21 protein-coding genes are annotated in these 23075 nt (G+C 70.4%); 10 read left to right on the forward strand and 11 right to left on the reverse strand.

The window, feature by feature from the left end; all coding sequences use genetic code 11:
• Positions 1-123: 123 nt before the first annotated feature.
• The 3 genes from ASE35_RS16305 to ASE35_RS16315 form a co-directional block, all read right to left on the reverse strand.
• On the reverse strand, positions 124-1152 hold the full coding sequence (locus tag ASE35_RS16305; RefSeq protein WP_057164502.1) for an MBL fold metallo-hydrolase: 1029 nt from the start codon (positions 1150-1152) through the stop codon (positions 124-126).
• A gap of 112 nt (positions 1153-1264) precedes the next feature.
• Positions 1265-1813, reverse strand: a complete 549-nt coding sequence (locus tag ASE35_RS16310; protein ID WP_057164503.1) for a GNAT family N-acetyltransferase — start codon at positions 1811-1813, stop codon at positions 1265-1267.
• The gene (locus tag ASE35_RS16315) at positions 1810-2160 is read right to left on the reverse strand and encodes a hypothetical protein (protein WP_157489519.1); all 351 of its coding nucleotides are present in this window, start codon (positions 2158-2160) and stop codon (positions 1810-1812) included. Before ASE35_RS16315 ends, ASE35_RS16310 begins: the two co-directional genes overlap by 4 nt.
• A 190-nt stretch (positions 2161-2350) precedes the next feature.
• On the opposite strand from ASE35_RS16315, the gene ASE35_RS16320 reads away from it, so the two are divergent.
• From ASE35_RS16320 to ASE35_RS16345, 6 genes are all read left to right on the forward strand, one after another.
• Positions 2351-3016 (forward strand): response regulator transcription factor, encoded by a 666-nt coding sequence (locus ASE35_RS16320; RefSeq protein ID WP_057161630.1) that lies wholly within the window; start codon positions 2351-2353, stop codon positions 3014-3016.
• Entirely contained in the window at positions 3013-4392 is a 1380-nt protein-coding gene (locus tag ASE35_RS16325) for an ATP-binding protein (protein ID WP_057164505.1), read from the forward strand. The genes ASE35_RS16320 and ASE35_RS16325 overlap by 4 nt, the downstream gene beginning before the upstream one ends.
• A gap of 226 nt (positions 4393-4618) precedes the next feature.
• Positions 4619-5092: a hypothetical protein gene (locus ASE35_RS16330; protein WP_057164551.1), complete on the forward strand. Its 474-nt coding sequence runs from the start codon at positions 4619-4621 to the stop codon at positions 5090-5092.
• 67 nt (positions 5093-5159) lie between these two features.
• Positions 5160-6521, forward strand: a complete 1362-nt coding sequence (locus ASE35_RS21795; protein WP_056177361.1) for an NIPSNAP family protein — start codon at positions 5160-5162, stop codon at positions 6519-6521.
• A gap of 102 nt (positions 6522-6623) precedes the next feature.
• Complete coding sequence (locus ASE35_RS16340; protein WP_056177359.1) at positions 6624-7322, forward strand: YafY family protein; 699 nt, start codon at positions 6624-6626, stop codon at positions 7320-7322.
• Between the two features lie 278 nt (positions 7323-7600).
• Positions 7601-7990 carry an HU family DNA-binding protein gene (locus ASE35_RS16345; RefSeq protein ID WP_056177357.1) on the forward strand — a complete coding sequence of 130 codons (390 nt, stop codon included), beginning with the start codon at positions 7601-7603 and terminating at the stop codon, positions 7988-7990.
• A gap of 249 nt (positions 7991-8239) precedes the next feature.
• Here the strand turns inward: ASE35_RS16345 and ASE35_RS16350 are convergent, their stop codons facing one another.
• Entirely contained in the window at positions 8240-8872 is a 633-nt protein-coding gene (locus tag ASE35_RS16350; protein ID WP_057161633.1) for a response regulator transcription factor, read from the reverse strand.
• A complete protein-coding gene (locus ASE35_RS16355) occupies positions 8869-10005 on the reverse strand; it encodes a histidine kinase (protein ID WP_057164506.1) in 1137 nt (378 codons plus the stop codon). The genes ASE35_RS16350 and ASE35_RS16355 overlap by 4 nt, the downstream gene beginning before the upstream one ends.
• A gap of 145 nt (positions 10006-10150) precedes the next feature.
• On the opposite strand from ASE35_RS16355, the gene ASE35_RS16360 reads away from it, so the two are divergent.
• Together ASE35_RS16360 and ASE35_RS16365 are read left to right on the forward strand one after the other, a co-directional pair.
• A complete protein-coding gene (locus ASE35_RS16360) occupies positions 10151-10876 on the forward strand; it encodes a hypothetical protein (RefSeq protein ID WP_057164507.1) in 726 nt (241 codons plus the stop codon).
• A 144-nt stretch (positions 10877-11020) separates the two neighbouring features.
• Positions 11021-12412, forward strand: coding sequence for an FAD/NAD(P)-binding protein (locus tag ASE35_RS16365; protein WP_157489521.1), 1392 nt, complete (start codon positions 11021-11023; stop codon positions 12410-12412).
• A gap of 42 nt (positions 12413-12454) precedes the next feature.
• On the opposite strand, the gene phhA is transcribed toward ASE35_RS16365, so the two are convergent.
• Entirely contained in the window at positions 12455-13348 is an 894-nt protein-coding gene (gene phhA, locus ASE35_RS16370) for a phenylalanine 4-monooxygenase (RefSeq protein ID WP_057164509.1), read from the reverse strand.
• A gap of 149 nt (positions 13349-13497) precedes the next feature.
• Here phhA and ASE35_RS16375 point away from each other — a divergent pair, with 149 nt between their 5' ends.
• Positions 13498-13974, forward strand: a complete 477-nt coding sequence (locus ASE35_RS16375) for an Lrp/AsnC family transcriptional regulator (protein WP_057161638.1) — start codon at positions 13498-13500, stop codon at positions 13972-13974.
• Positions 13975-14110: 136 nt separating this feature from the next.
• On the opposite strand, the gene ASE35_RS16380 is transcribed toward ASE35_RS16375, so the two are convergent.
• The 3 genes from ASE35_RS16380 to ASE35_RS16390 all read right to left on the reverse strand — a co-directional run bounded on the left by ASE35_RS16380 (position 14111) and on the right by ASE35_RS16390 (position 17464).
• On the reverse strand, positions 14111-14803 hold the full coding sequence (locus tag ASE35_RS16380) for an aspartate/glutamate racemase family protein (protein ID WP_057164510.1): 693 nt from the start codon (positions 14801-14803) through the stop codon (positions 14111-14113).
• A gap of 128 nt (positions 14804-14931) precedes the next feature.
• Positions 14932-15804 carry a hypothetical protein gene (locus tag ASE35_RS16385; RefSeq protein WP_057164511.1) on the reverse strand — a complete coding sequence of 291 codons (873 nt, stop codon included), beginning with the start codon at positions 15802-15804 and terminating at the stop codon, positions 14932-14934.
• Positions 15794-17464 (reverse strand): M28 family metallopeptidase, encoded by a 1671-nt coding sequence (locus tag ASE35_RS16390; RefSeq protein ID WP_057164512.1) that lies wholly within the window; start codon positions 17462-17464, stop codon positions 15794-15796. The genes ASE35_RS16385 and ASE35_RS16390 overlap by 11 nt, the downstream gene beginning before the upstream one ends.
• A gap of 364 nt (positions 17465-17828) precedes the next feature.
• Here ASE35_RS16390 and ASE35_RS16395 point away from each other — a divergent pair, with 364 nt between their 5' ends.
• The gene (locus ASE35_RS16395; RefSeq protein WP_057164513.1) at positions 17829-19571 is read left to right on the forward strand and encodes a phosphoethanolamine transferase; all 1743 of its coding nucleotides are present in this window, start codon (positions 17829-17831) and stop codon (positions 19569-19571) included.
• Positions 19572-19677: 106 nt separating this feature from the next.
• Here the strand turns inward: ASE35_RS16395 and ASE35_RS16400 are convergent, their stop codons facing one another.
• Together ASE35_RS16400 and ASE35_RS16405 are read right to left on the reverse strand one after the other, a co-directional pair.
• A complete protein-coding gene (locus ASE35_RS16400; RefSeq protein WP_057164514.1) occupies positions 19678-22473 on the reverse strand; it encodes a serine/threonine-protein kinase in 2796 nt (931 codons plus the stop codon).
• Complete coding sequence (locus ASE35_RS16405; protein ID WP_056177332.1) at positions 22470-23042, reverse strand: ECF-type sigma factor; 573 nt, start codon at positions 23040-23042, stop codon at positions 22470-22472. Before ASE35_RS16405 ends, ASE35_RS16400 begins: the two co-directional genes overlap by 4 nt.
• Positions 23043-23075: the final 33 nt, after the last annotated feature.

Raw genomic sequence — 23075 nt, forward strand, 5'->3', positions numbered from 1 at the left:
TCGATGTAACCGTAGGATGCGGTGACAACCGCATCATCGCGACATCGGGTTGCGGCGCAATCGGGCCGGCGCGCGCGATGCGGTGCGCCTGCGGCTTACCGCATCCTACGGCTTCGCTTTGGATCAACGCCCCGTACGCCACCACGCCGAGGTCGCCGGCGGCGCGTGCAGGTTCACCGGCGTGCCCATCACCGGGGTCAGGGTTTCCACGCCGGCGTCGCGCGCCAGCGCGGTGATGCGCTCCATCGGATCGGTCCAGGCGTGCATGGCCAGATCGAAGGTGCCGTTGTGGATGGGCAGCAGGCGCCGGCCGCGCAGGTCCAGATGCGCCTGCAAGGTCTGCTCGGGCAGCATGTGCACGCCCGCCCACTGTGCGTTGTAGGCGCCGCATTCCAACAGGGTCAGGTCGAAGGGGCCGTACTTCTCGCCGATCGCCTTGAAGCCGTCGAAGTACCCGGTGTCGCCGCTGAAGTACAGGTTCAGACGCGAGCTGCGAATCACCCACGAGGTCCACAGGGTGGGGTTGTCGGCGAACATCGCGCGCCCGGAGAAATGCTGCGAGGGCGTGGCGACGAAGCGCACGCCGTCGATGGTGGCGGACTGCCACCAATCCAGCTGCTGCACCTTGGCCGCGTCCACGCCCCATTCGATCAGCAGATCGCCCACGCCCAGCGGCGCCAGGAAGTGTTCGGTCTTGGCCGCCAGCTCCAGCACCGCCGCCTTGTCGAGGTGGTCGTAGTGATCGTGCGACAGGATCACGCCCTTGATCGGCGGCAGTTGCGCGATCGTCATCGGCGGCGCATGGAAGCGCTTGGGGCCGGCCCACTGCACCGGCGAGGCGCGCTCGGAGAACACCGGGTCGGTCAGCCAGAACGCGCCGTCCAGCTTCAGCAGCACGGTGGAGTGGCCGAAGCGCACCAGGCTGCCGTCGGGCGCGGCCAACAACTGTTCGCGCGTGAGCGCGGCCACCGGCGGCGCGGTCTTGGGCACGGTGTCGGCGGGCTTGTCGAAGGCGAAGCGCCAGAGCATGGCCGGCATTTCGCGCCAGCCCACCGTCTTGGGCGCGATCGGGTTGCGGAAGCCGCCGTCGCGGAACTGCGGTGAGTCCGGGTAGGCGGTGGTGCGGCAAGCGCTGAGGGAGAGCGTGGTCATGACAGTGGCGACTACCAAAAGGAAGAGGAGCGCGCGACGCGCGCGGCGCCTGCGCGGGGGACGCGCTGGGGCGAGGGGGACGGGCAGGGCGGCGCGCGGCGCGGACATGGGCTTAGCCGGCGTCGCCGGCGGGGCTTACCGGCAGCACGTAACGCAGCGCTTCCATGCGGGTGGCGCGGCGCGGCAGGTCCAACGCGCGCGCGGCCTCGCTCCAGGCCGGCGCCTGCCATTGCAGGTTGAGGCAGCCGAAGCGCGCGGCGGCGTCCAGCGCCTGCTCGAACAGCAGGGCTTCGATCTCGCGTTCGCGCCAGGCCGCACGCACGTACAGGCCTTCCAGGCACAGGTGATAGGCGCGTTCCAGCAACGAGAAGCCGACCGTGGCGCTGGCGTAGGCGACCGCTTCGCCGTCGACGTAGGCGATCCAGGCCCAGGCCCGCAGCGGCGGTTCGAACAGCGCCTCGCGCAGCTCCAGCAGGCTGTCGCGGGCGTGGCCGTAGGGCAGGCGCTCGAACACCGTCAGCTCGGCGTGTTCGGTGCACAGGCGCAATAGCGCGGGCAGGTCGTCGGGGCGCACGGCGCGTGCGTGCGGGCCCGCCGGCGCGACCGCGGCCGGCCGTTGCGCGATGCGCACCACGCTCATCAGGGGCGAGACCAGGCTCATACCTCGGCCCCCAGGTCGACGGACTGGGCGGGCGCGTCCGCGCAGCGGTGGGCGTCGCGGCTGGCGCGGATCGCCTGCAGGCGCTGCTCGGCCTCCGACTGCGCCGAGCGCGCCGAGGCGTAGCGCACGCCGACCGCGATCGGCAGCACCGCCTTCCAGGCGTTGCTGCGCGCGTGCTGGGCGGCGTCGCGGCTGCGTTCGCTCAGGGCCTGCTCCTGGGCCAGGGCCTCGCAGTCCAGGCCGGCGATCGCGGCCAGCGGGGTCTGGCTGCGCGGGATGGAGGCGCAGCCTGCGAGCAACGCCGGGGTTACGATCAGGGACAAAACGGGACGTGACGATGCGGGCATGGCGATCTCCGTTCGATACGACCCGTGGGGTGGGTCGGCGAGGAGGATGCTGCGCGCGCGCTTTTAAGAAGTTTTTAAGTGGCGTAAAGATCGGCTGAATGCGCGGCGCCGCGCTTTAAGAACTTCTTAATCGCCGTCGCGCACGATACGTCCGTTAGCTATAGCCCATTCACCGCCACCGGTTGCTGTCATGAACATCCTGCTGGTCGAAGACGACGTCATGCTCGGCGAGGCCGTGCGCGACGGGCTGCGCCAGAACGGCTTCAGCGTCGATTGGGTCGGCGATGCGGCCCTGGCCAAGACCGCGCTGATCGATCATTCCTACGCCGCGGTGCTGCTGGATCTGGGCCTGCCGGGCAGTTCCGGCCTGAGCGTGCTGTCGGTGCTGCGCGGCCGCTACGACGCCACCCCGGTGCTGATCCTGACCGCGCGCGACAAGCTCAGCGACCGCATCGTCGGCCTGGACGCGGGCGCCGACGACTACATCGTCAAACCGTTCCAGCCCGACGAGTTGTACGCGCGCCTGCGCGCGGTGATGCGACGCAGCCAGGGCCGGGTGTCGCCGGTGCTCAGCTACGCCAACCTGGTGCTGGACCCGGCGCGGCGCGAAGTCACCCGCGACGGSGAGCCGGTGCCCTTGAGCGCGCACGAGTTCCGTACCCTGATGCTGCTGATGGAGCGTCAGGGCCGCGTGGTCACGCGCGAGCAGTTGGAGGAAGCCGTGTACGGCAGCTCCGGCACCATCGAGAGCAACACCATCGCGGTCTACGTGCACCAACTGCGGCGCAAGCTCGGCGAGCAGGTGATCGCGACCGTGCACGGCTACGGCTACCGCATCGGCGGTGCGCCGGCATGAGGACGCGTTCGCTGCGCTGGCGCCTGACCTGGGTGCTGCTGAAGGCGGTGATGGTGGCCTGGCTGGTCTGGATGGGCTGCCAGGTCTGGCAGCAGCGCATGGAGCGCACCGGTCTGTGGGACGCCTCGCTGCGCGACATCGCCGCGCAGGTTCTGGGCTCGATGCCCGATGGCCTGAAGGCCCTGCCGGCGCGCGCGCGTCCGCCCAAGCCCAACGGCGCGCGCGATTGGAAGATGAGCTTCCAGGTCTGGGTCGACGGCCGCAACGTGGTCTATTCGCCGGCCGCACCTTTGGAACCGCTGAAGCCGGACTTCCGCGACGGCTTCGCCACCCGGGTGATCGATGGCGAGCGCTGGCGCGTGTACAGCCTCACCGAGCCGCAGCGCGGCATCACCGTCCAGGTCGGCCGCTCCAAGTACCAGATCGTCAACGAGATGCGCGGCTGGATCGCCTGGAGCGTGCTGGCGGCGGCACTGATCTTCGTGCTGTTCGGCATCGCGGTATGGGGCGTGATCGGGCGCTCGCTGCGCCCGCTGACGGCGCTGCGGCGTACTTTGCTGGAACGCAAGCCGCTGGACCTCACGCCGCTGCACGCGCCGGGCTTGCCCAGCGAATTCCGCCCGCTGGTGGACGCCTTCAACGGCCAGCTCGAACGCGTCGACAACGCCGTCCAGCACGAGCGCCGCTTCATCGCCGACGCCGCCCACGAACTGCGCACGCCGCTGGCGGTGCTGACCGCGCACGCCGACCTGGCCCTGCGCGCGGACACCATCGAGGAGAAGAACGCCGCCCTGCAGCGCCTGAGCGCGGGCGTGCGGCGCAGCGCGCGCTTGTCCGAGCAGCTGCTGGATCTGGCCCGCCTGGACGCCGGCGCCGGCCCGCCGCCGCTGCTGCCGGTGTCGCTGTCGGAACTGGTGGTGCTGGTGGTGCGCGATTTCGAGACCCTGGCGCGCGACCGCCGCCAGCGCGTCAGCCTGCAGTCCGAGCCCTGCACCATCCTGGGCGACGTTGACCAGCTCGGCATCCTGCTGCGCAACCTGATCGACAACGCGGTGCGTTACGCCGGCATGGACGGCCAGGTCGCGGTGTCGTGCCTGCAGGCGGTGCGCGACGGCGTGCGCGGCGTGGAGCTGCGCGTGTCCGACAACGGCCCGGGCGTGCCGCAGGCCGATCGCGGACGCATCTTCGACCGTTTCTTCCGCGTACCCGGCCAGTCCGAGCCCGGGCGCGCCGACGGCGGCAGCGGTATCGGCCTGTCGCTGGTGGCGCGCATCGCCCAGATCCATGACGCGCGCATCGAGCCCTGCGACGGCATCGAGGGTCGCGGCTTCTGCATCGCGGTGTTCTTCCCGCGCGCGCCCGACCCGGCCCGATGAGCCGGCTCGCGCGAAATCGCAAGCCAGGCTACTGACAGCAGGCTGGCAGTAGGACGGGCGCAGTCTGTGCCGGTGCGATCGGCACGGGCGGGGCGCGAGCATGGACCGGCAACGACGACGAATCCTGCGATGGGGCGTGGCCGCCCCGGCGGCGGCGATGGCCGCCACGCTGCCCGCGACGGTGTTCGCGCACGCCGCCTCCACTCCAGCGACAGGAAGCTCCGCCATGCCCGAACGCGACGGCCGCCACGATTTCGACTTCTATCACGGCCGCTGGCAGGTCAAGAACCGCCGCCTCAAGGAGCGCCTGGCCGGCAGCGACGAGTGGATCGAGTTCGATGCCATCGACGAATGCAAACCGGTGCTCGGCGGCCTGGGCAGCATGGACCGCTACACCACCGATTGGGGCGGCGGCATCGTCGGCATGGCGCTGCGCCTGTACCGGCCGCAAACGCGGCAGTGGTTCGTGTACTGGGCCAGCGACCGCGACGGCGTGCTCGAACCGCCGCTGATCGGCGCCTTCCGCGACGGCGTGGGCGTGTTCGAAGGCCAGGAGGCGCACCAGGGCCGAATGCTGCCCTCGCGCGCGGTCTGGTCGCAGATCACCGAACGCAGCTTGCGCTGGGAACAGGCGCTGTCGCCCGACGGCGGCAAGACCTGGGAAACCAACTGGGTCATGCACATGACCCGGCTGGCTTGAGCGACGACGCAGTCCCTACGCACGATTCCGTGAACCCCAGGCGCGCACCGCGCGCAGCGAGACAGTCATGAACGACAGCACGCCAGCCAACGACGGCCGCCACGATTTCGACTTCTTCCACGGCCGCTGGACCATCCGCAACGAACGCCTGCGCGCACGCCTGGTCGGCTCCACCGACTGGGAGGTGTTCGAGGCCACCCAGGGCTGCGAGCCCATCCTGGGCGGGCTGGGCAACGTCGACGACTTCGTCACCGATTGGGGCCGCCCCGGTCGTGGCGAGAAGTTTCTCGGCATGACCTTGCGCCTGTTCAATCCGGAAACCCGGCAGTGGAGCCTGTACTGGGCCGGCAACCACGACGGCGTGCTCGAGCCGCCGGTGGTGGGCGCGTTCAAGGACGGCGTGGGTACGTTCGTCGGCGCGGCCGAGCACGAAGGCCGGCCGGTGCTGGCGAAATTCACCTGGGATCAGATCAGCGCCAACGCGGCGCACTGGCACCAAGCCTTTTCCACCGACGGCGGCAAGACCTGGGAAACCAACTGGCATATGTGGATGCGCCGCATCGACGAGCACGGCCGCCTGGTCCACGACGACGCGGTGATCGAACTGCGCCAGTACCAGATGCAGCCGGGCCGCCGCGACGAGTTGGTCGAGCTGTTCGAACGCGAATTCGTCGAGACCCAGGAAGCCGTCGGCATCCACGTGATCGGCCAGTTCCGCGACCTCGACGAACCCGACCGCTACGTCTGGGTGCGCGGGTTTCCCGGCATGCGCGAGCGCGCCGCCGCGTTGAACTCGTTCTATTTCGGCCCGGTCTGGCAGCGCCATCGCGATGCCGCCAACGCGACCTTGCTGGACAACGACAACGTGCTGCTGCTCAAGCCCGCGCGCGCGGGTTCGGGCTTCAAGCCGGCCGCGTCGGCGCGCGCGCCGGTGGGCGCCGATACGCTGCCGCCATCGGTCTATGTGGCCGGCATCTGCAGCTTGAACGCGCCGGCCGAGGACGGTTTCGACGACCTGTTCGAGTCCGCGTTCGCGCCGCTGTTGCGCGGCTCCGGCGCCGAACTGGTCGCGACCTACGTCACCGACGCCTCCGAGAACACCTTCCCGCGCCTGCCGGTGCGCGAGGGCGAGCGCGTGTTCGTGTGGTTCGCACGCTATGCCGACGAGGACCATTGGGCGCAGGCCACGCGCAGCCTGAATCTGGATCCGCGCTGGCGCGAGGTGTTGGTGGACGCGATGTTGGGCGATCTGGCCGCGGCGCCGGTGCTGCTGCGGCTGGGCCCGTCGGCGCGTTCGGAACTGGCCGATGCCGATGGCCCGCAACAGGCCGCGGCGGCCGCGGTGGCCCGCGCGATGGCCATGGCCGGCGCGGTGGGCGGGCCCAAGCACGACCGCGATTCGGACGCGGAGCTGGCGGTCGCGTCCTAGGACCGTGGCGATGCGCGCACCCGGCCCGACCAAGGCCCTGCCCCTCATGACCCGCCGCCGCGCGCGTGTTGAGCCCGAACGCGTGGCGCGGGATCATGCGGCATGCGCCGTGCCGACCGACTGTTCCTGCTGATCCATGCCCTGCGCGGACGCCGCCAAGCGATCACCGCCCAGCAATTGGCCAAGACGCTGGCGGTATCGCTGCGCACGGTCTACCGCGACGTCGCCGACCTGCAGCGTTCGGGCGTGCCGATCGAGGGCGAGGCCGGCGTCGGTTACGTGCTGCGCAAGGGCTCGGACATCCCGCCGCTGATGTTCAGTCCCGACGAGCTCGAAGCCCTGGTGGTCGGCACGCGCTTCGTGCGCGCGTTCGCGGGCGAGCGCCTGGGCGAAAGTGCGACCGCGGCCTTGCTGAAGATCGAGGCGGTGCTGCCGCCCGAGCTCAAGGACCGCAGCCGGCGCACCCGCATCTTCGCGCCCCAGCTCGACAATCGGATCGAGGCCAGCGGGCTGATCGACGCCCTCCACGGGGCCATCTCCGACCTGCGCGTGCTGCGCCTGCTGTACCGCGACAACGAGGCGCGCGCCAGCCAGCGCGAGGTCGAGCCGCTGTGCCTGTCGTTCTGGGGCGGCAGCTGGACCCTGGGCGCGTGGTGCCGCCTGCGCGGCGACTTCCGCAATTTCCGCCCCGATCGCATCGTCGAGTACGCGCCCACCGGCGAAACCTTTGGCGACAGCCGCGAACGCGGCCTCGACGCCTACCTGCGCTCGGTCGGCGCCAATCCCGCCGACGCCCGCTGACGCCGCCGCGGCTAGCGATGAACGCGCGCGAGCGGTCGGAAACGGGCGCATTCGGGCCGTATCGGCGGTGCCCGGCACGCCGGCGCGCGCGCCGGCTGCGGGGCGATTCCCGGCCCTTTCGCGCCCGTATCGGCGACCGCTCGGGCGCGATGACGAAAAAAAAGCGCTTTTTCCGCCATTCGGCGCTTGGCGTGGCCGCGATGTTGCCCTACATTCCGCCTTGCCGAAGGGGTTTCCTGGCAAACCATCCATTCATCGAGTACCACCGGGACAAATAAATGGCGACGAAGAAGAAAGTTGTTGCGAAGAAGAAGGCCGCTCCGAAGGCTGCTGCCGCCAAGCCGGCCGCGCCGAAGCCGATCAAGGAAGCCCTGAGCAAGTCGGGCCTGGTCGCGCATCTGGCCGAAGCCACCGGCGTGGTCGCCAAGGACGTGCGTGCGGTGCTGAGCGCGCTGGAAGGCGCCGTGCACGCTTCGATCAACAAGAAGGGCGCAGGCGCGTTCACCCTGCCGGGCATTCTGAAGATCACCGCCGTCAACGTGGCGGCCAAGCCGAAGCGCAAGGGCATCAACCCCTTCACCAAGGAAGAGCAGTGGTTCGCTGCCAAGCCGGCTTCGGTCAAGGTCAAGGTGCGTCCGCTCAAGAAGCTCAAGGACGCCGCGGCCTAATCGCCCGTCCAGCGGAGCGCGGCCTAGCGCCGCCTCCGCACGCCGCACCCTCTTCCGTCCGCGGGAGAGGGTGTGCGCTTCCACCCGGTCCGCGACCGCGGTCTTAAGCCTCCCCACGATTTGAATTCGGCGCACGGCCTCCGCGCGTGTAGTCGTGCTTGTCTTCCCCCTTTGAAAAAGGGGGATTGAGGGGGATTTGCTCTTGGCGCCGCGGCGCCGCTTCGTCCTCCACGCGCACGCACCGCCCTCTCAAATCACCCGCAGGGTAATCGCCTTCAACACCGCTCGCGTGCGATCGCGCGTGTCCAGCTTCTCCAGGATCACCGACACATAGTTCTTGACCGTGCCTTCGGCCAGGAACATCGCGCGCGCGATCTCCTTGTTCGAATAGCCGCCGGCCATCAGCCGCAGCACCGAGACCTCGCGTTCGGTGAACAGCGCGCGCGGGGCGTCGTCGGCGTGGTAGCGGTAGCGCGCGCGCACCGGCTCGGTGCTGACCGGCTGCAGCAGGGTGTCGCCGGCGGCCACGCGCACGATCGCGTCGTACAGGTCTTCGGGGGCGGCATCCTTGAGCAGGAAGCCCTGCGCGCCGGCCTCGGTCGCGCGCAGCAGCAGGTCGCCGTCGTCGAAGGTGGTCAGCAGCAGCACCGGGGTGCGGTCGCCGCGTTCGCGCAGGCGCACCAGCGCTTCGATGCCATCCAATCCAGGCATGCGTATGTCGCTGAGGACCACGTCCACCGGGGTGTGCTGCAGGCGGTCCAGCAGGACCTGACCGTCGTCGGCCTCGAAGGCGATGCTCACGCCCTGCAGTTCCAACAAGGCGCGCAGGCCGGCGCGCACCAGCGCCTGATCGTCGGCCAGGGCGATCTTCGGGCCGCTCATGCCGGCAGCTCCGCTTCGATGCGCAGCGCGCCGCGCACCGTGGTCTGCAAGGCCAGGGTGCCGCCGGCCGCGGCCACGCGTTCGCGCATGCCGGCCAGGCCGTTGCCCTCGCGCAGCGCACCGCGTACCTGGCCGTCGTCTTCCACGCTGATGCGCAGTCGGGCGCCGTCGCGGGCGATCGCGACCCGCACGCGCTCGGCGTCGGCGTGGCGGGCGCTGTTGGTCAGCGCTTCCTGGACCAGGCGCAGGATGGTTTCGGCGATCGCCGGATCGGTGAGATGGACGTCGTCGGCGATGCTCAGTTCCAGGCGCGGGCGCGGCATCGGCGCGGCCAGCGCGCGCAGGGCCACGCCCAGGTCCAGACCGCGCGTATCGCGCAGGGCCTGGACCACATTGCGGATATCGCCCAGCAACTCGCTCGACAGGCGCTGCGCGATCGCGATTTCGGGGCGCTTGGCGTACTCCGGGTCGGCCGCGAGCGCGCGCAGGTTCAGGGTCATGGCGGTGAGTTTATGCCCGGCCACGTCGTGCAGCTCGCGCGCCACCCGCAAACGCTCGGCGTCGCGCGCGCTGTCGGCCAGCAGCGCGCGCGTGGCCAGCAGATCGGCATTGACGCGCGACAGCTGGTCGCGCGCCTCCTCGGCGCGGCGCGCGTAGTGCGCGATCAGCGACGAGAAGGCCTGGAAGCCGGCGAAGATCAGCACCACGATCAGGGCCGCGTCGTGGCCCGATGCGCGCAGCACCAGGAACAGGCCCAAGTCGATCAGCAGCATCGCCACCAGGGTGGTCCGCGCCGGATAGATCATCGCCAGCTGCGCCGACAGGATCACCAGCAGCGCCGGGGTGGTGCCGCCGCGCGGTGCCAGCCAGGTCAGCGCCAGCGCGCAGATCGCTTCGCTGGTCAGCAGCAGCGCGGTCAGCGCGCGCTGGTTGCGCGGCACGAAGTCGCCGATCAGGAAGGCCAGGCCGAAACCGGCCATCGCCAGCCATTGCCAGACATCGTCGGCGCGGTTGTCGAAGCGCAGCGACAGACCCACCGCCAGCCAGGTCAGGAACGCCGGCAGGTTCAGCGGCTGGAACACCACGCGCAGGAACGCGTTGTCGAGGATCGCTCGCAGTAAGGATGACTTCATGTCCGCATGCTGCGGGCGGGCGCCGCGACTGGCAATGCCCGTTCGGCGAAAGGTGACTTCCGGCAGGTCGGGTCGGTGACCGCGGGCACTGCGTCGGTGCGGCGCGCGGCGCGAGGCTGTGCGCAACCGCCAAGTAGCCGACGTCATGACCGCTTACTCGATCCTGGTTGCCACGCACGGCAGCATCGGCGTGCTCGCCCTGGCCACGTTCTGGGCCTCCGCCGCGCTGCGCAAGGGCAGCGCGCTGCACCGTCGCTTCGGCCAGGCCTATCTGCTGGCGATGCTGGGCATCCTGATCACCGCGGTGCCGATGGCGGTGGTGCGTTATCTGCAGGGCCAGCTCTACATCGCGGTGTTCCTGGGCTACCTGGTCGCGATCACCGCCAACGGCGTGTGGGCGGCCTGGCGCGCGATCCGCGACAAGCACGATGTCGCGCGCTACACCGGACCGGTCTACGTCGCCTCCGGCCTGCTCGCGCTGCTGGCCGGCGTGGGCGTGCTCGCGCTGGGCGTGCACGACGGCTCGCCGCTGTTCATCGGCTTCTCCGCGATCGGCTTGTACGTCGGCTACGACACCTTGAACAAGCGCCTGCATCGTGCGCGCTTGGCCGCGCGCCCGCGCTGGTGGCTGGGCGAGCACTACAGCGCGATGCTGGGCAACGCCATCGCCACCCACGTCGCCTTCCTGGCGATCGGCCTGCCGCGCCTGTTGCCGGCGGTGGACGGCGTGGCCCTGCATTACTTCGCCTGGTTCGGCCCGCTGCTGGCGGCGGTGATCGCCAAGCGGGTGCTGGACCGCAAGTACGCGGCTGCGCGGCCCGCGTCGGCCGTGCCTACCGCGCGGGGCGCGGCAAGTTCGCGCGCGCTGTGATCGCGGCCGCATCGGCGAGATTCCGTTCGGCTATGTGCCTGTGCCATTTCGTTGGGTGAGCGGCCCGCCCAAATAACCCGCGCTTTACCCACCCGCCGGCGCGATCCACTAGAACGTAGCCTCCCCCCACGTGAGGCGATGCGCATGCGGATCACGATCATCGGCGCCGGCTTCAGCGGCAGCGCCCTGGCGAGCGAACTGGCGGCGCAGGCCGGTCCCGGCGTCGACATCACCTTGGTCGGCGTGGCCGACAGCTACGGCCGCGGTGTGGCCTACGGCGAGGCACGACCGGAGCATCTGCTCAACGTGCGCGCGCGCGACCTGGGCGCGACGCCGGACTATCCGGCCGAGTTCGCCGATTGGCTCAATCTCACCGAGCGCGCGCGCCAGAGCTTCCTGCCGCGGCTGCTATACGGCGAATACCTGCATGCGCGCCTGCGCTCGGCCGCCGACACCAGCGCCGCCACGTTGCACCTGGTCGAACAGGAGGCGATCGCGGTCGAACGCAACCCCGGCGGTTTCCGCGTGCATCTGGCCGACGGCAGCGATTTCTTCAGCGAGCGCGTGGTGCTGACCTTGGGCGCGCTGCCGCCGCAGCCGCTGGCGGGCGTGGGCCCGCGTCTGGCGGTGCATCCCAGCTATCTGGGCTGGCCCTGGCAGGACGGCGCGATCGACCGCATCGCCCCGGACGCGCGCCTGCTGGTGGTCGGCACCGGATTGACCATGGCCGATGTGGTCGCGACCCTGCGCCGGCGCGGCCACACCGGGCCGATCGCGGCGCTGTCGCGCCATGGCCTGCTGCCGCGCCGGCATCTGGACGAGGCCAGCGCGCCGATCGCCTTGCCGCCGACCGTGCTGCAGGCCTTGAACGCGCACGACCTGGGTCAGCTGCTGCGCTCGCTGCGCATGCTGCTGCCGATCGTGTCCGACTGGCGCAGCCTGATCGACGCGCTGCGTCCGTATCTGCAGGGATTCTGGCGCGGCCTGCCGGAGCCGCAGCGCGCGCGCTTCCTGCGCCACCTGCGTTCGTACTGGGAGAGCGTGCGCCACCGCCTGGCGCCGCCGGTCGCGGCCGAACTGGACGCGCTGCAGGTCAGCGGCCAGCTCACCGTGCGCGCGGGGCGGCTGCTGCGCGCGCGCCGCGGCACCGACGCGGTCGAGGCGCTGATCCGCGAGCGCGGCCAGGCCCAGGTGCGCAGCGAGACCTACGACGTGCTGATCCGCGCCACCGGCTTCGACACCGACATCGAACGCACCACCCATCCGCTGATCGCGCACCTGCGCGAATCCAGCCTGATCAGCGCCGATCCCCTGGGCCTGGGCCTCAACGCCTCCGAGCGCTACGAAGCCCTGGACGCGAACGGCGCGCCGGTGCGCGGCCTGTACTGCCTGGGGCCGCTGCTGCGCGGGCGCTTGTGGGAGATCACCGCGGTGCCGGAGCTGCGCGTGGCGGCGCGTGCGTTGGCGCGACAGCTGTCGGCGGCGGCCGAAGGCTCGCAACGGCCGGCGCCGTTGGCGCTCGCGGCGCGGGGCTGAGCGCCGTTCGACTGGGGCAGGGCGCGCCGTGAGCGCGCCCGCTCAGACGTCGCCGTCGTTGAGCCAGCCTTCGCCGGTGCCGCGGTGGTAGACGGTGTCGCCGGCCAGCACCTCGCCGGCCGGCACCGAACCCTGCGCGGCGAGCTGCGTGTACAGCGGGGTGAAGTCCGGCGCGGTCGCGTCCATCAGCTGCTCGAAGCTGTCGATCACGAAGTAGGTCTTCTGGTAGGTGTCGATGCGGTAGCGCGTGCGCATGATCCGCTCCAGATCGAAGCCGATGCGGTTGGGCGCGTCGGAGTCCAGGCAGTAGATCGACTCGCCCTTGGACGAGACGATGCCGCTGCCGTAGATGCGCAGGCCGTCGGCCTGCTTGATCAGGCCGAATTCCACCGTGTACCAGTACAGGCGGGTCAGGTTGACCAGGGCGTCGGGCCCGATCGCGTGCGCTTTCACGCCGCCGCGGCCGTAGGCCTGCATGTAGTCGGCGAACACCGGGTTCATCAGCAGCGGCACGTGACCGAACAGGTCGTGGAACAGGTCGGGCTCGCTGAGGTAGTCAATCTGCTCGGGCTTGCGGATCCACCAGGTCACCGGGAAGCGGCGGTTGGCGAGGTGATCGAAGAAGGTCAGTTCCGGCAGCAGGCCTTCCACGCCGACCAGCTCCCAACCGGTGGCGGTGCGCAGCACCGCGTTGAGGTCTTCGAACTTGGGGATGCGGTCGGGCGTCATGTGCATGGCGCGCTGCGCGGTCAGGAACTCGTCGCTGGCCCGGCCGACCAGGATCCGCTGCTGGCGCTCGAACAGCTGCGCCCACACCGCATGGTCGCCGGCGGTATAGCTCGACCACGGCTGCTCCACCACGGCGGTCGTATAGACCGGCACGTAGCCCTTGTCGGTGAGCTGGTGTTCGACGCGCTGCGGCGTGGTGTCGTTCATGGCGGGATTCCGGGTGGATCCGCGATTCGTTGGATCGCGGCTCGACTTAGGACTGTAGCCCCGGATTCGCGCAATAAGCTTGCGTTGTTGCGCTAGAACTCGGTTACGGCGCATGATTATTGCGTGTTTAACGATTTGGTTGCACGAATATGCCCGCCATCGAGCTGGATCGCACCGACCTGTTGCTGCTGGCCGAACTCCAGCGCCAGGGCCGCCAGACCAACGCCGAGCTGGCCGAGCGCGTGCACCTGTCGGCCTCGGCCTGCCTACGCCGGGTCCAGCGCCTGGAGCGCGAGGGCGTGATCGCCGGCTACCGCGCCGAAGTCGACCCCGAGCGCATCGGCCTGGGCCTGCAGGCCTTCGTGCGCGTGCAGCTCAACCACCACGACACCGACGCGCTGGAGCTGTTCCGCCGTTTCGTCAACGAATGGGACGAGGTGGTCACCTGCCACGCGCTGACCGGCGACATGGACTATCTGCTGCTGGTCGCGGTGCGCGACCTGGAGCACTTCTCGCACTTCCTGCTCGACCGCCTGCTCAACCAGGCCGGCGTGGCCGACGTGAACTCCAGCTTCGTGCTGCGCACGGTCAAGGCGTTCCGCGGGCTGCCGCTGCCGGCGCGTTGATGGTGTCGATGGTGGCGATGCGGTTCGCTGCGCTCACCACATCCTACGGTCGACCTCGTAGGCATGCGCATTCGTAGGATGCGGTGAGCGCAGCGAACCGCATCATCGCGCCAAGCCGAACGCCCGCGCCGCTCCCTTACTCGATCGCCGCCAACGCCGCCGCGCGCGCATGCAGGGCCGCGGTGTCGAACACCGGCACCGCGACATCGTCGGGCCCGATCAGCAGGCCGATCTCGGTGCACCCCAGGATCACGCCCTGCGCGCCGCGCGCGACCAGCCCGGCGATGATCTCGCGGTAGGTCTGGCGCGAGGCCTCGCGGATCGTGCCCAGGCACAGCTCGTCGTAGATCACCCGATGCACGCGTTCGCGTTCGTCCGCATCCGGCACCAGCACCTCCAGGCCGTGGCGTTCGCTCAGGCGCTGGCGGTAGAAGTCCTGCTCCATGGTGAAGCGCGTGCCCAGCAGGGCGACGCGCCGCAGACCGGCGGCGCGGATCGCCGCGCCGGTGGGGTCGGCGATGTGCAGCAGCGACAGGCCCGAGATCGCTTCGACCTGCGCGGCCACCTTGTGCATGGTGTTGGTGCAGATCACCAGCAGCTCCGCGCCGCCCAGGCGCAGACCGCGCGCGGCCTCGCCGAGCACGCGCCCGGCCTGCTCCCAGTCGCCGGCATGCTGCAGGCGTTCGATGTCGGCGAAGTCCACGCTGTACAGCAACAGCCGCGCCGAATGCAGGCCGCCCAGGCGTTCCTTCACGGTCTCGTTGATCTGGCGGTAATAGGGAACCGTCGATTCCCAACTCATCCCGCCCAGCAGGCCCAGTGTTTTCATGGCTTGAGTATAGGGACGGCGCGCTGTCGTTGCGTCAGCGCCGCGTAGGGTGTGGTGAGCCCAGCGAACCGCACGGCAACGCCAATGCGAGCATGCGCGCCGATGCGGTTCGCTGCGCTCACCGCATCCTACGGTTTCGCTGCTTCGACTTCCTCATCAGCCTCGCAACATCTCGGCGGACCGCCGTATCGGGCTTCGAGCTCTGTGTGATTGGGCATGGCGTAGGGTTGCAGCAGCCGCGCGCCCAGGCGCGAGCGCAGTTCCGGTTGCATCGCCAGGAACAGTTCGGCGGGCTTGGCATCGCGTATGTCGCAGCTGCGGCTGGTGAACTTACGCAGGGTCATCTGTGTCATGGCGTCGGCGCTGTGCAGTTCGAACTCGGCCGTGACCGCGCAGTCCGACCAGTCGAACCCTACCGGATAAAGCTCCGGATCGTGTCGCTCATCGTAGAGATAGTCGCGTGAGCGCTGCAGCATCTGCTCCGGTGACAGCGGCACCAGGTACACGACGCCGCCCTTGATCGTCATCGTCGTCAACGGGCGGCTGGTCGCCGTAAACGCCACCAGCGCGATGGCCGCGACCGCCAACTGGGGCCAGGCCGGCGTAACGCCGTCGCGAGGATTCGGCTGCGCGCCTCGTGCCAAGCACCACCACGACAACGGCAGTACAGCCAGGGCCCACAGATCGCCGTAGTCGACCACGCGTGCCACATCGAACAGCGGCAAGCCATTCCAGGCGTCTATCGCCGAGGTCGACCACGACGACTTCCACCACACGAACGCCAGCCCCACCGCGACATGCACCGCCATGCGCCCACGCCCGATCGCCACCGCCCAGAAGTAGGCGAACGCGAACACGCCGGCGAAGTCCGAGAGCTTTCCGGTGAAGGCGTTATGCCAGGCGCTCTTGAGCACCGCATCGTTGAGGATCAGCAACCCCAGCGCCAGCAGGAACGGCCAGCGCAGCAGCGGTGCGAGTCGGTGAGCAGGCTCAATGCGCATTCGTCTTCCCTGGTTGTGCGCCGGCACCGAAGCGCCGGCCGAAGAAGTCGCCATCATTCCAGACCGGGCGCTGCGGCGCGTCGCCGATCAGCTGGCCCAGGCGCGCGTTGAGCCGGGCCAGGCGCGCGGCGTCGGCGTAGTGGATGGGCTGACGGGTGTCGTCGCTGGGCTGGTGATAGCGCAGGCGCAGGTACCCGCGTTGGGCCGCGCGCGGATCGTCGCCCAGCCCTGCGCCCTCGATGCCGCCGTTGAGATAGACCGCGGGCACGCCAGCGCGGATGAAGGCGTATTGGTCGCTGCGCACGAACATGCTCAGCTCCGGCGCCGGGTCCGCCGACAGTTTCACGCCGGTGTCCTGAGCGGCCTGGCGCAGCAGCGGCGCCAGGCTGGAGTGCTCGATTCCGATCGGCACCACGTCGCGGGTCGGCGTCAGCAGCAGCGGCATGTCCAGATTGAGGTTGGCCACCAGCGCGCCGGGCACGGTCGGGTGCCGGACGAACCATTGCGCGCCCAGCAGGCCCTGCTCCTCGCCGGTGACCGCGACGAACAGCATCGAGCGGCGCGGCGCATTCGGCGCGGCGGCCACTTTGCGCGCGGCCTCCAGCATCACCGCCACGCCCAGGGCATTGTCGATCGCGCCGTTGTAGATCGCATCGCCGTCCACCGGCGGGCCCAGGCCGACGTGGTCGAGGTGGGCGCTGAACACCACGTGCTCGTCGGTCAGGGCGCGGTCGCGGCCGGGCAGGCGCGCGACCACGTTGCGCGATTCCAGCGGCGCGATGCGGTTGCGCGCGGCCAGCACGATGCGGCCGGGCAGCGCGTAGCCGCGCAGGCGACCGGCGTCGGTGGCCTGGTAGAGCTCGGCTGCGGTATGGCCGCTGCCGGCCAGCAGCACGTCGGCCACCGCCGCGCTGACCCGCGCCACCACCTGCAGCTGCGGTGTGCTGTCGATCGCGCGGCCGTCGGCGCCGCGCAGGCGCATGCCCGGTCGCTGCCAGTCCTCGGCCGAGCGTGCCCAGGGATAGGTCTGTTCGTCGCCGGTGGTGGCCACGAACACCGCGCCGACCGCGCCGCGTTCGGCCAGCGCGCGCAGCTTCTCGTCGGTGCTGGAATAGAACGCGCGCTGGTCGGGCGCGAAGCGCGCCGGCGCACCGCCGAACAGCACCGCGATCTTGCCGCGCACCTCCAGGCCGGCGAAATCGTCGTGCCCCAACTCGGGCGCATGCACCGCCTGAGCCACGAACACCGCCGGCGCCTCCACCCGCGCCTGCGGCAGGTCGAAATTGAGCAGCGGCAGGAACTGATCGCGAAAGCGCAGCGCGGTGGTGGCGCCGTTGCGTTCGATCACCAGTTCGTTGCCCTCGGGCAGGCGTTGCGCGCGCAGCAGCGGCACGCGCTGGGTGTAGCCGCCGTTCTCGCCGGCCGGACGCAGGCCCATCGCGCGCAGGCGCTGGGCCACGTACAACGCGGCCAGGTCGTGGCCGCGGCTGCCGGTCTCGCGGCCTTCAAGCAGATCGTCGGCGAGATAGCGCACGTCGGCCTCGATCCGGCGCGCATCGGCCGCGGCCGACTCGTCGTAGCCCTCACCGGCGCTCTCGGGCGCGCGCTGGCAGGCGGTCAGTGCGAACACGAGCAGGGCAGCGGCGGCGGCGATGCGCATCAGGGGTTCCGGTCGCGTGATCGGTCGCGACGCTAGCATCGCGGGCGACGTTCCGCGGCTGGCCGCTGGATCGCCAATGTGACGAAAATGTGAAAATAGTTGGCGCGATCATAAGCCGAAGCCGTCGGCCGCTGGCCGCAGATTCGCGAAGTTCATCTGGGTCAGAGGCTTAGCTGCGCTCGCAGGCATGCGCCGCATCGGCAGCGGCTGAATCCTCGTTAAGGCTCGGCGCCTACGGCGCACACATCACTGCAAGCAACAGCGCACTTCATGTGCCCTTTCTATGTGGGCCAGCAATTCCTTAACGCGTAGGTGAAATCACCTACTTACCTTCCAACGCCACTTGGGTTTGGAGAGTGGCGACATGAAGATCGGCGCGACCGCGATAGCGCCCGCTCCTGGACCGGGCTGGCGGGTCCGGCTCGGGCCTTGGGCGAGCCTGACCGCGGTCGCCGGCCTGAGCACGGCGCTGATGCTCAGCGACGACTTCCTGCAGCAGCTCACCAGCCCGCATAACCTGGCGCGCCTGCAACTGCCGTGGGTGCTGGGCCTGTTCTTCATGCACCTGTGCCTGTGGCTGGGCGGCCGCCGTTGGGCGGCCAACGCGCTGCTGAGCGTGTTCGCGCTGATGCAGTTATTGCAGCTGTGCCACATTGCCGCGATGGGCCGGCCGCTGACGCCGGTGGACCTGGCGATGATTCCGCGCGAGACCCCGGACATCGCCGAGGCCACGTTGGCGGGCGCGCGCGCGCACTGGCCGACCCTGCTGACCGGCGCCCTGCCCTATGCGCTGCTGTTCGCGCTCTACAACCTGGGCCTGCCGCGCCTGCCGCTGCCGCGCGCGCCGATCGCGCTGCTGGTGCTGGCCCTGGTGCTGGCGACCAAGCCCTACAAGGCCAGCCAGCGCGCGATGCCGCAGTACATGCCGGCGCCCGCGCGCAGCTCGCTGCACAACTCGATCAATACCTTCAGCTTCTACGCGGTGAATCTGGTCGGTAAATCGGTGCAGTCCTACGACCTGCAGTACCAGCCCTATCGGGTCGCGCGCGTGCCGGTCGCCGAGCAGGACCTGCCGCAGAACGTGTGGCTGGTGATCTTCGATTCCACCCGCAGCGATCACTGGGGCCTGACCGGCTACGCGCGCGACACCACCCCGACGATGTCGCAATGGGTGCGCGACGGCCAGGCGCGCTGGCACCACGGCATCGCCGGCGCCACCGCGACCTCGGCCTCGCTGGCGCTGCTGATCAACGGCGTTCGCGAGCCCGGCAACCTGGGACAGCAGCGTTCCTACCAGACCAACCTGATGCGCCTGGCCAAACGCGCCGGCTACCGCACCTACTGGCTGTCCACGCAGAGCGGCAACCTGCTCAACGAACTCGACGTGGCCAGCATCGACGTGGTGCGCACGCGCGATACCGACACCAAGCGGGTGATCGAGGCGCGCGACGACGCGGTGCTGGACATGGCCAAGCGGATCACCCCGGGCACGCGCAACTTCGTGGTGATGATGTTGCGCTCGGCGCATCTGCCCTACGAGAAGAACTACGCCCAGCACGGCCAGCGTTACGCGCGCTGGCCGACCGCGGCGACCCTGCCGTTCGCGACCCGCCAACGCAACGCCTACGACAATTCGCTGCTCTACCAGGACGCGTTGACCGCGCAGCTGTACCGGCGCTTCGAACGCCTGCCCGGCAAGGGCGTGTTCGTAGTCACCTCCGACCACGGCCAGATGCTGGGCGAGGGCGGCGTGTGGGGCCACAACGTGCTCACCCCGCAGGTCGCGCGGGTGCCGGTGCTGGTGCGCAGCCGCGGCCTGGTCGATCGGTTGCCGCCTGGCAACGGTGGCTGGATCAGCCACTACGGCCTCGGCCACGCCCTGATGGGGCAGCTGGGTTACCGCATCGACAACCCCAACGCCGAGCCCGGCATCGACTATCTGCAAGGCTCCAATCTGTACACCGACAACCCGTTCCGCGGGGTCAGCGTGCGCGACGGCCGCTTGGTGCTCGGCGGCCTGTCCAGCCTGGGCGAGCTCGATCGCAACCGCAGCGTCTACGCGCAGCTGCGTTCGAACGGATTGCCGGCGGTGCGCGCCAGCGAGTAGCCGGCAACCCTCAGCGCAGCGCGGTGTTGCGGTCGCCGGCATGCGGCGACCGAACCGGCCGTACGCCCAGCGCCGCGCCAGCGGCCCGCCATGCTCGCTGCGGCACTCAACCGCTGAGCTTGCGCCGCAGCTGTTCGGCGCGCACGCGCTGGATCGCGCCGGGCGGCAGGCCGGCGTCGTAGGCCGCGGTGGCGTGCTTGAGCAGGTCGCGCGCGGACTGGCGCTCGCCGCGGGCATGGGCGATCTCGGCCGCCATCAGCTGCACGTTGGCGATCATCAGCGGGTCGTAGGCCGGGCTGGCCGCGGCCGCGGCCAAGGCGCGCCTGACCTGCCGCGAGGCCGCGGCCAGGTCGCCGCGCTTGAACGCCAGATCGGCCTTGAGCGCGAGCAGGCCGGGCTCGAAGTTCTTGTGCTCGGGCGGGCCCTCGGCGATCCGGCGCTCGGACTCGTCCAGCAGCTGTTGCGCGCGTTGGTAGCGGCGCTCTCGGATCAGCGGACGGACCATGCGCAGTTGGATGCTGATCAGCTGTTTGGGGTCGGCGTGGGTGCGCGCCAGCGCCAACGCCGCTTCGTAGTCCGGCATCGCGGCGGCATCGCGCTTGAGCGCGACCTGGGACATGGCGCGCACGTTGAGCGCGCGCATCCGCCAGGGCTGCAGGTCCGGCTCGTCGCCGTAGGCCTGCATCCACTGCAGCGCCTGGTCCAGCAGTTCGATCGCGCGCACCGGCTCGCCCATGCTTTCGCCGTACACCGAGGCCAGCGCGATCTGCAGCTTGGCCAGCAGGCGCGGATCCAGGCCCAGGTCGATACCGATGCGCAGAGCGCGCTCGGAATGCTCCACCGCTTCCTGCAGCCGGCCCATCTGGTGGTAGATGTCGCCCAGCTCGCTTTCCATTTCCATGGTGTTGCGGCTGCGTTCGCCGTAGGCGCTACGCGCGATGCGCAGGCCTTCCTGGGCTTCGCGCAGGGCTTCGTCGAGGCGCAGTTGTTCGCTGCGCAGCTGTCCGGCCAGACGGTGCAGGACCAGCCGGCTTGGATGGTCGGCCGGCCAGACCGGCGCGGCCAGCGCGCGTGCGCGTAGCAACTGGCGTTCGGCGCGCGGCAGATCGTCGGCCGCCAACGCCGGCGCGATCGAGGCGATCGTCAGCTCCAGGCGCAGCTCCGGCGCGGCTTCGCCGCCGGCGTCCAGGATCGCCGTGGCGCGGCGGACCGCGCGCTCGACTTCCTGGTCCTGGGCGGCCTGCAGGGCCGACGCGATGTAGTCCACGTAGGCCTGCGCCAGGGTGGTGGCGTCGGCGCCCTGGCGCTCGCGCAGCGCGAGCAGTTCGCGGTGCGTGGCCATCGCCTGCTCCGGCCGCTCCATGCCTTGCAGGGCGGAGCCGCGCGCGCTGAGCAGGCGCGCGCGCAGTTCAGGGTCGTCGCGATCCAGACGCACGATCGCCGCGTCGGCCGCGTCGACGGCGCGCAGGCTGGCCTGGGGATCGCGGATGGCTTCCTGCACCTCGGCGATGGTCAGCCAGGCGATCGCGCGCGTGCGCGGGTCTTGGCGCGTATCGGCCTGCAATTTGTCGGCGGCGCGCGCGAGCAGGGCCGATACGCTGACCGGCGCGCCGCGCACGGCGTCGGGCGCGGTTTCGGCCAACACCGATTCCAGGAATTTGCGCGACGCCTCGGTGTATTGCGCCTCGCGCTCGGCGCGCGCGCGCGCGGCCTGCGCGGTATGTTCGGCGGCGACGGCGCGGTCGCGCTCGTTGTCCAGGCGCCAGACCAGGCCGCTGGCCACCAGCATCGCGAGCAGACTGGCGGCGGTGGCCAGGCGATGGCGGCCGACGAACTTGCGCAGGCGGTAGACGGCGCCGCCGTGCGCGGCGACGACCGGCTGGCCGTCGAGGTGACGCTGTACGTCGTCGGCCAGCGCGACCGCGCTGGGATAACGCTCGCCGGGGTCTTCGGCGCAGGCGGTCAGGACGATGCGGTCGAGGTCGCCGCGCAAGGCCCGTCGCAGTGCCGTCGCTTCCACGCTGACGCTCGGCGCGGGCACCGCCGCGTCGGGTCCGCGCAGTTGCGACAAGCGCCGGCCGGTGATCAGGTCGAACAACAGGACGCCCAGGCCGAACACGTCGGTGGCGGTGGTTGCCGGGTCGCCGCGTCGCTGCTCGGGCGCGCCGTAGCCCGGGGTGAAGGCCACGGTCACGGTGTGCGCGGGGCCGTCGCCGCCGTCGATGAGCGTGGCGATGCCGAAGTCCAGCAGCACCGGCGCGCCGTCGCCGCGCACGATCACGTTGGAAGGCTTGAGGTCGCGGTGCAGCACCAGCCGCCGGTGCGCATGGTCGACCGCCGCGCACAAGCGCAAAAACAACTGCAGCCGTTCGCGCAGGCTGCCGGGCGAGCGCGCCAGATGCTCGTGCAGCGGTGCCCCGTCGATGTAGTCCATGACCAGATAGGGCTGGCCCTGCGCGCTGGTGCCGCCGTCGATGTGGCGGGCGATCAGCGGATGGTCGAGGCTGGCCAGCAGGCCGCGTTCGCGCGCCATGCGCCGTCGCGCGGTGTCGCCGCAGGCTCCGTGCAGCAGTTTCAGCGCGACCCGCTGCACGCCGTCGCCGGCCTCGCGCTCGGCCAGATACACCGTGCCCATGCCGCCGCTGCCCAGTTCGCGCAGCAGGCGGTAGGCGCCGATGGCGTGCGGCGGCATCGGCGCGGCGGTGTGCAAGGCCTCCGCCAGTCGGCCCAGCACGGGGTCGGTGCGGCCTTCGGTCGCGCAGTGCGCGAGCAGCCGCTCCACCGCCGCGCGCACCTGCGGGTCGGGCTCGTTGCGCTGGAGAAAATCGGAGCGCTGGTCGGCGGTCAGGGTCAGCGCCTCCTGGAAGCGCTGCTCGATGCGGGCATGCTGTTCGGGCGTCATCGGTCCAGCTCCTCGCGCAGCCAGGCTTTGGCGAAACGCAGATCGCGTTCCACCGTGCGCACGTTGACCGCCAGCGCGTCGGCGATCTCGTGCTGCTTCAAACCCACCAGGTAGGCCAGTTCGATCGTGCGGCACTGGCGCGGATAAGGGCCTTCGAAAGCGGCCAGCGCCGCTTCCACCTCCAGCCAGCGCTGCTCGGGCAGGGCCCCTTCCGGAGCCCGCTCCAGGGCTTCGTCGAAGCGGGTGATGATCGCGCCGCCGCCGCGTTTCTCGGCCTGGCGCTGGCGGATCAGGTCGATCAGGGTGTAGCGGATCGCGGTGGCCGCGATGCGGAAGAAGTGCTGGCGATTTTGCGCGTCGACGCGGTCGCCCAGCAGGCGCAGCAGCGCCTCGTGGACCAGCTCGGTGGGATCCACGAGCGGTCGGCCCATCGTCGCCAGGTGGCGCAGGGCGATGCCTTTGAGTTCGCCGTAGACCAGGCGGTACAGCGCGTCGCGCGCCTGCGCGTCGCCCGCGCGCGAAGCCTGCAGCAGGGCGGTGACCTCGCCCCGGGTCTGCGGATCCGTCATCGCGCCCCCGTACCTGTCCTTGGTGCGGCCAGC

The organism is Lysobacter sp. Root916, from assembly GCF_001429785.1.
In the GTDB taxonomy this organism is placed as follows: Bacteria; Pseudomonadota; Gammaproteobacteria; order Xanthomonadales; family Xanthomonadaceae; genus Lysobacter.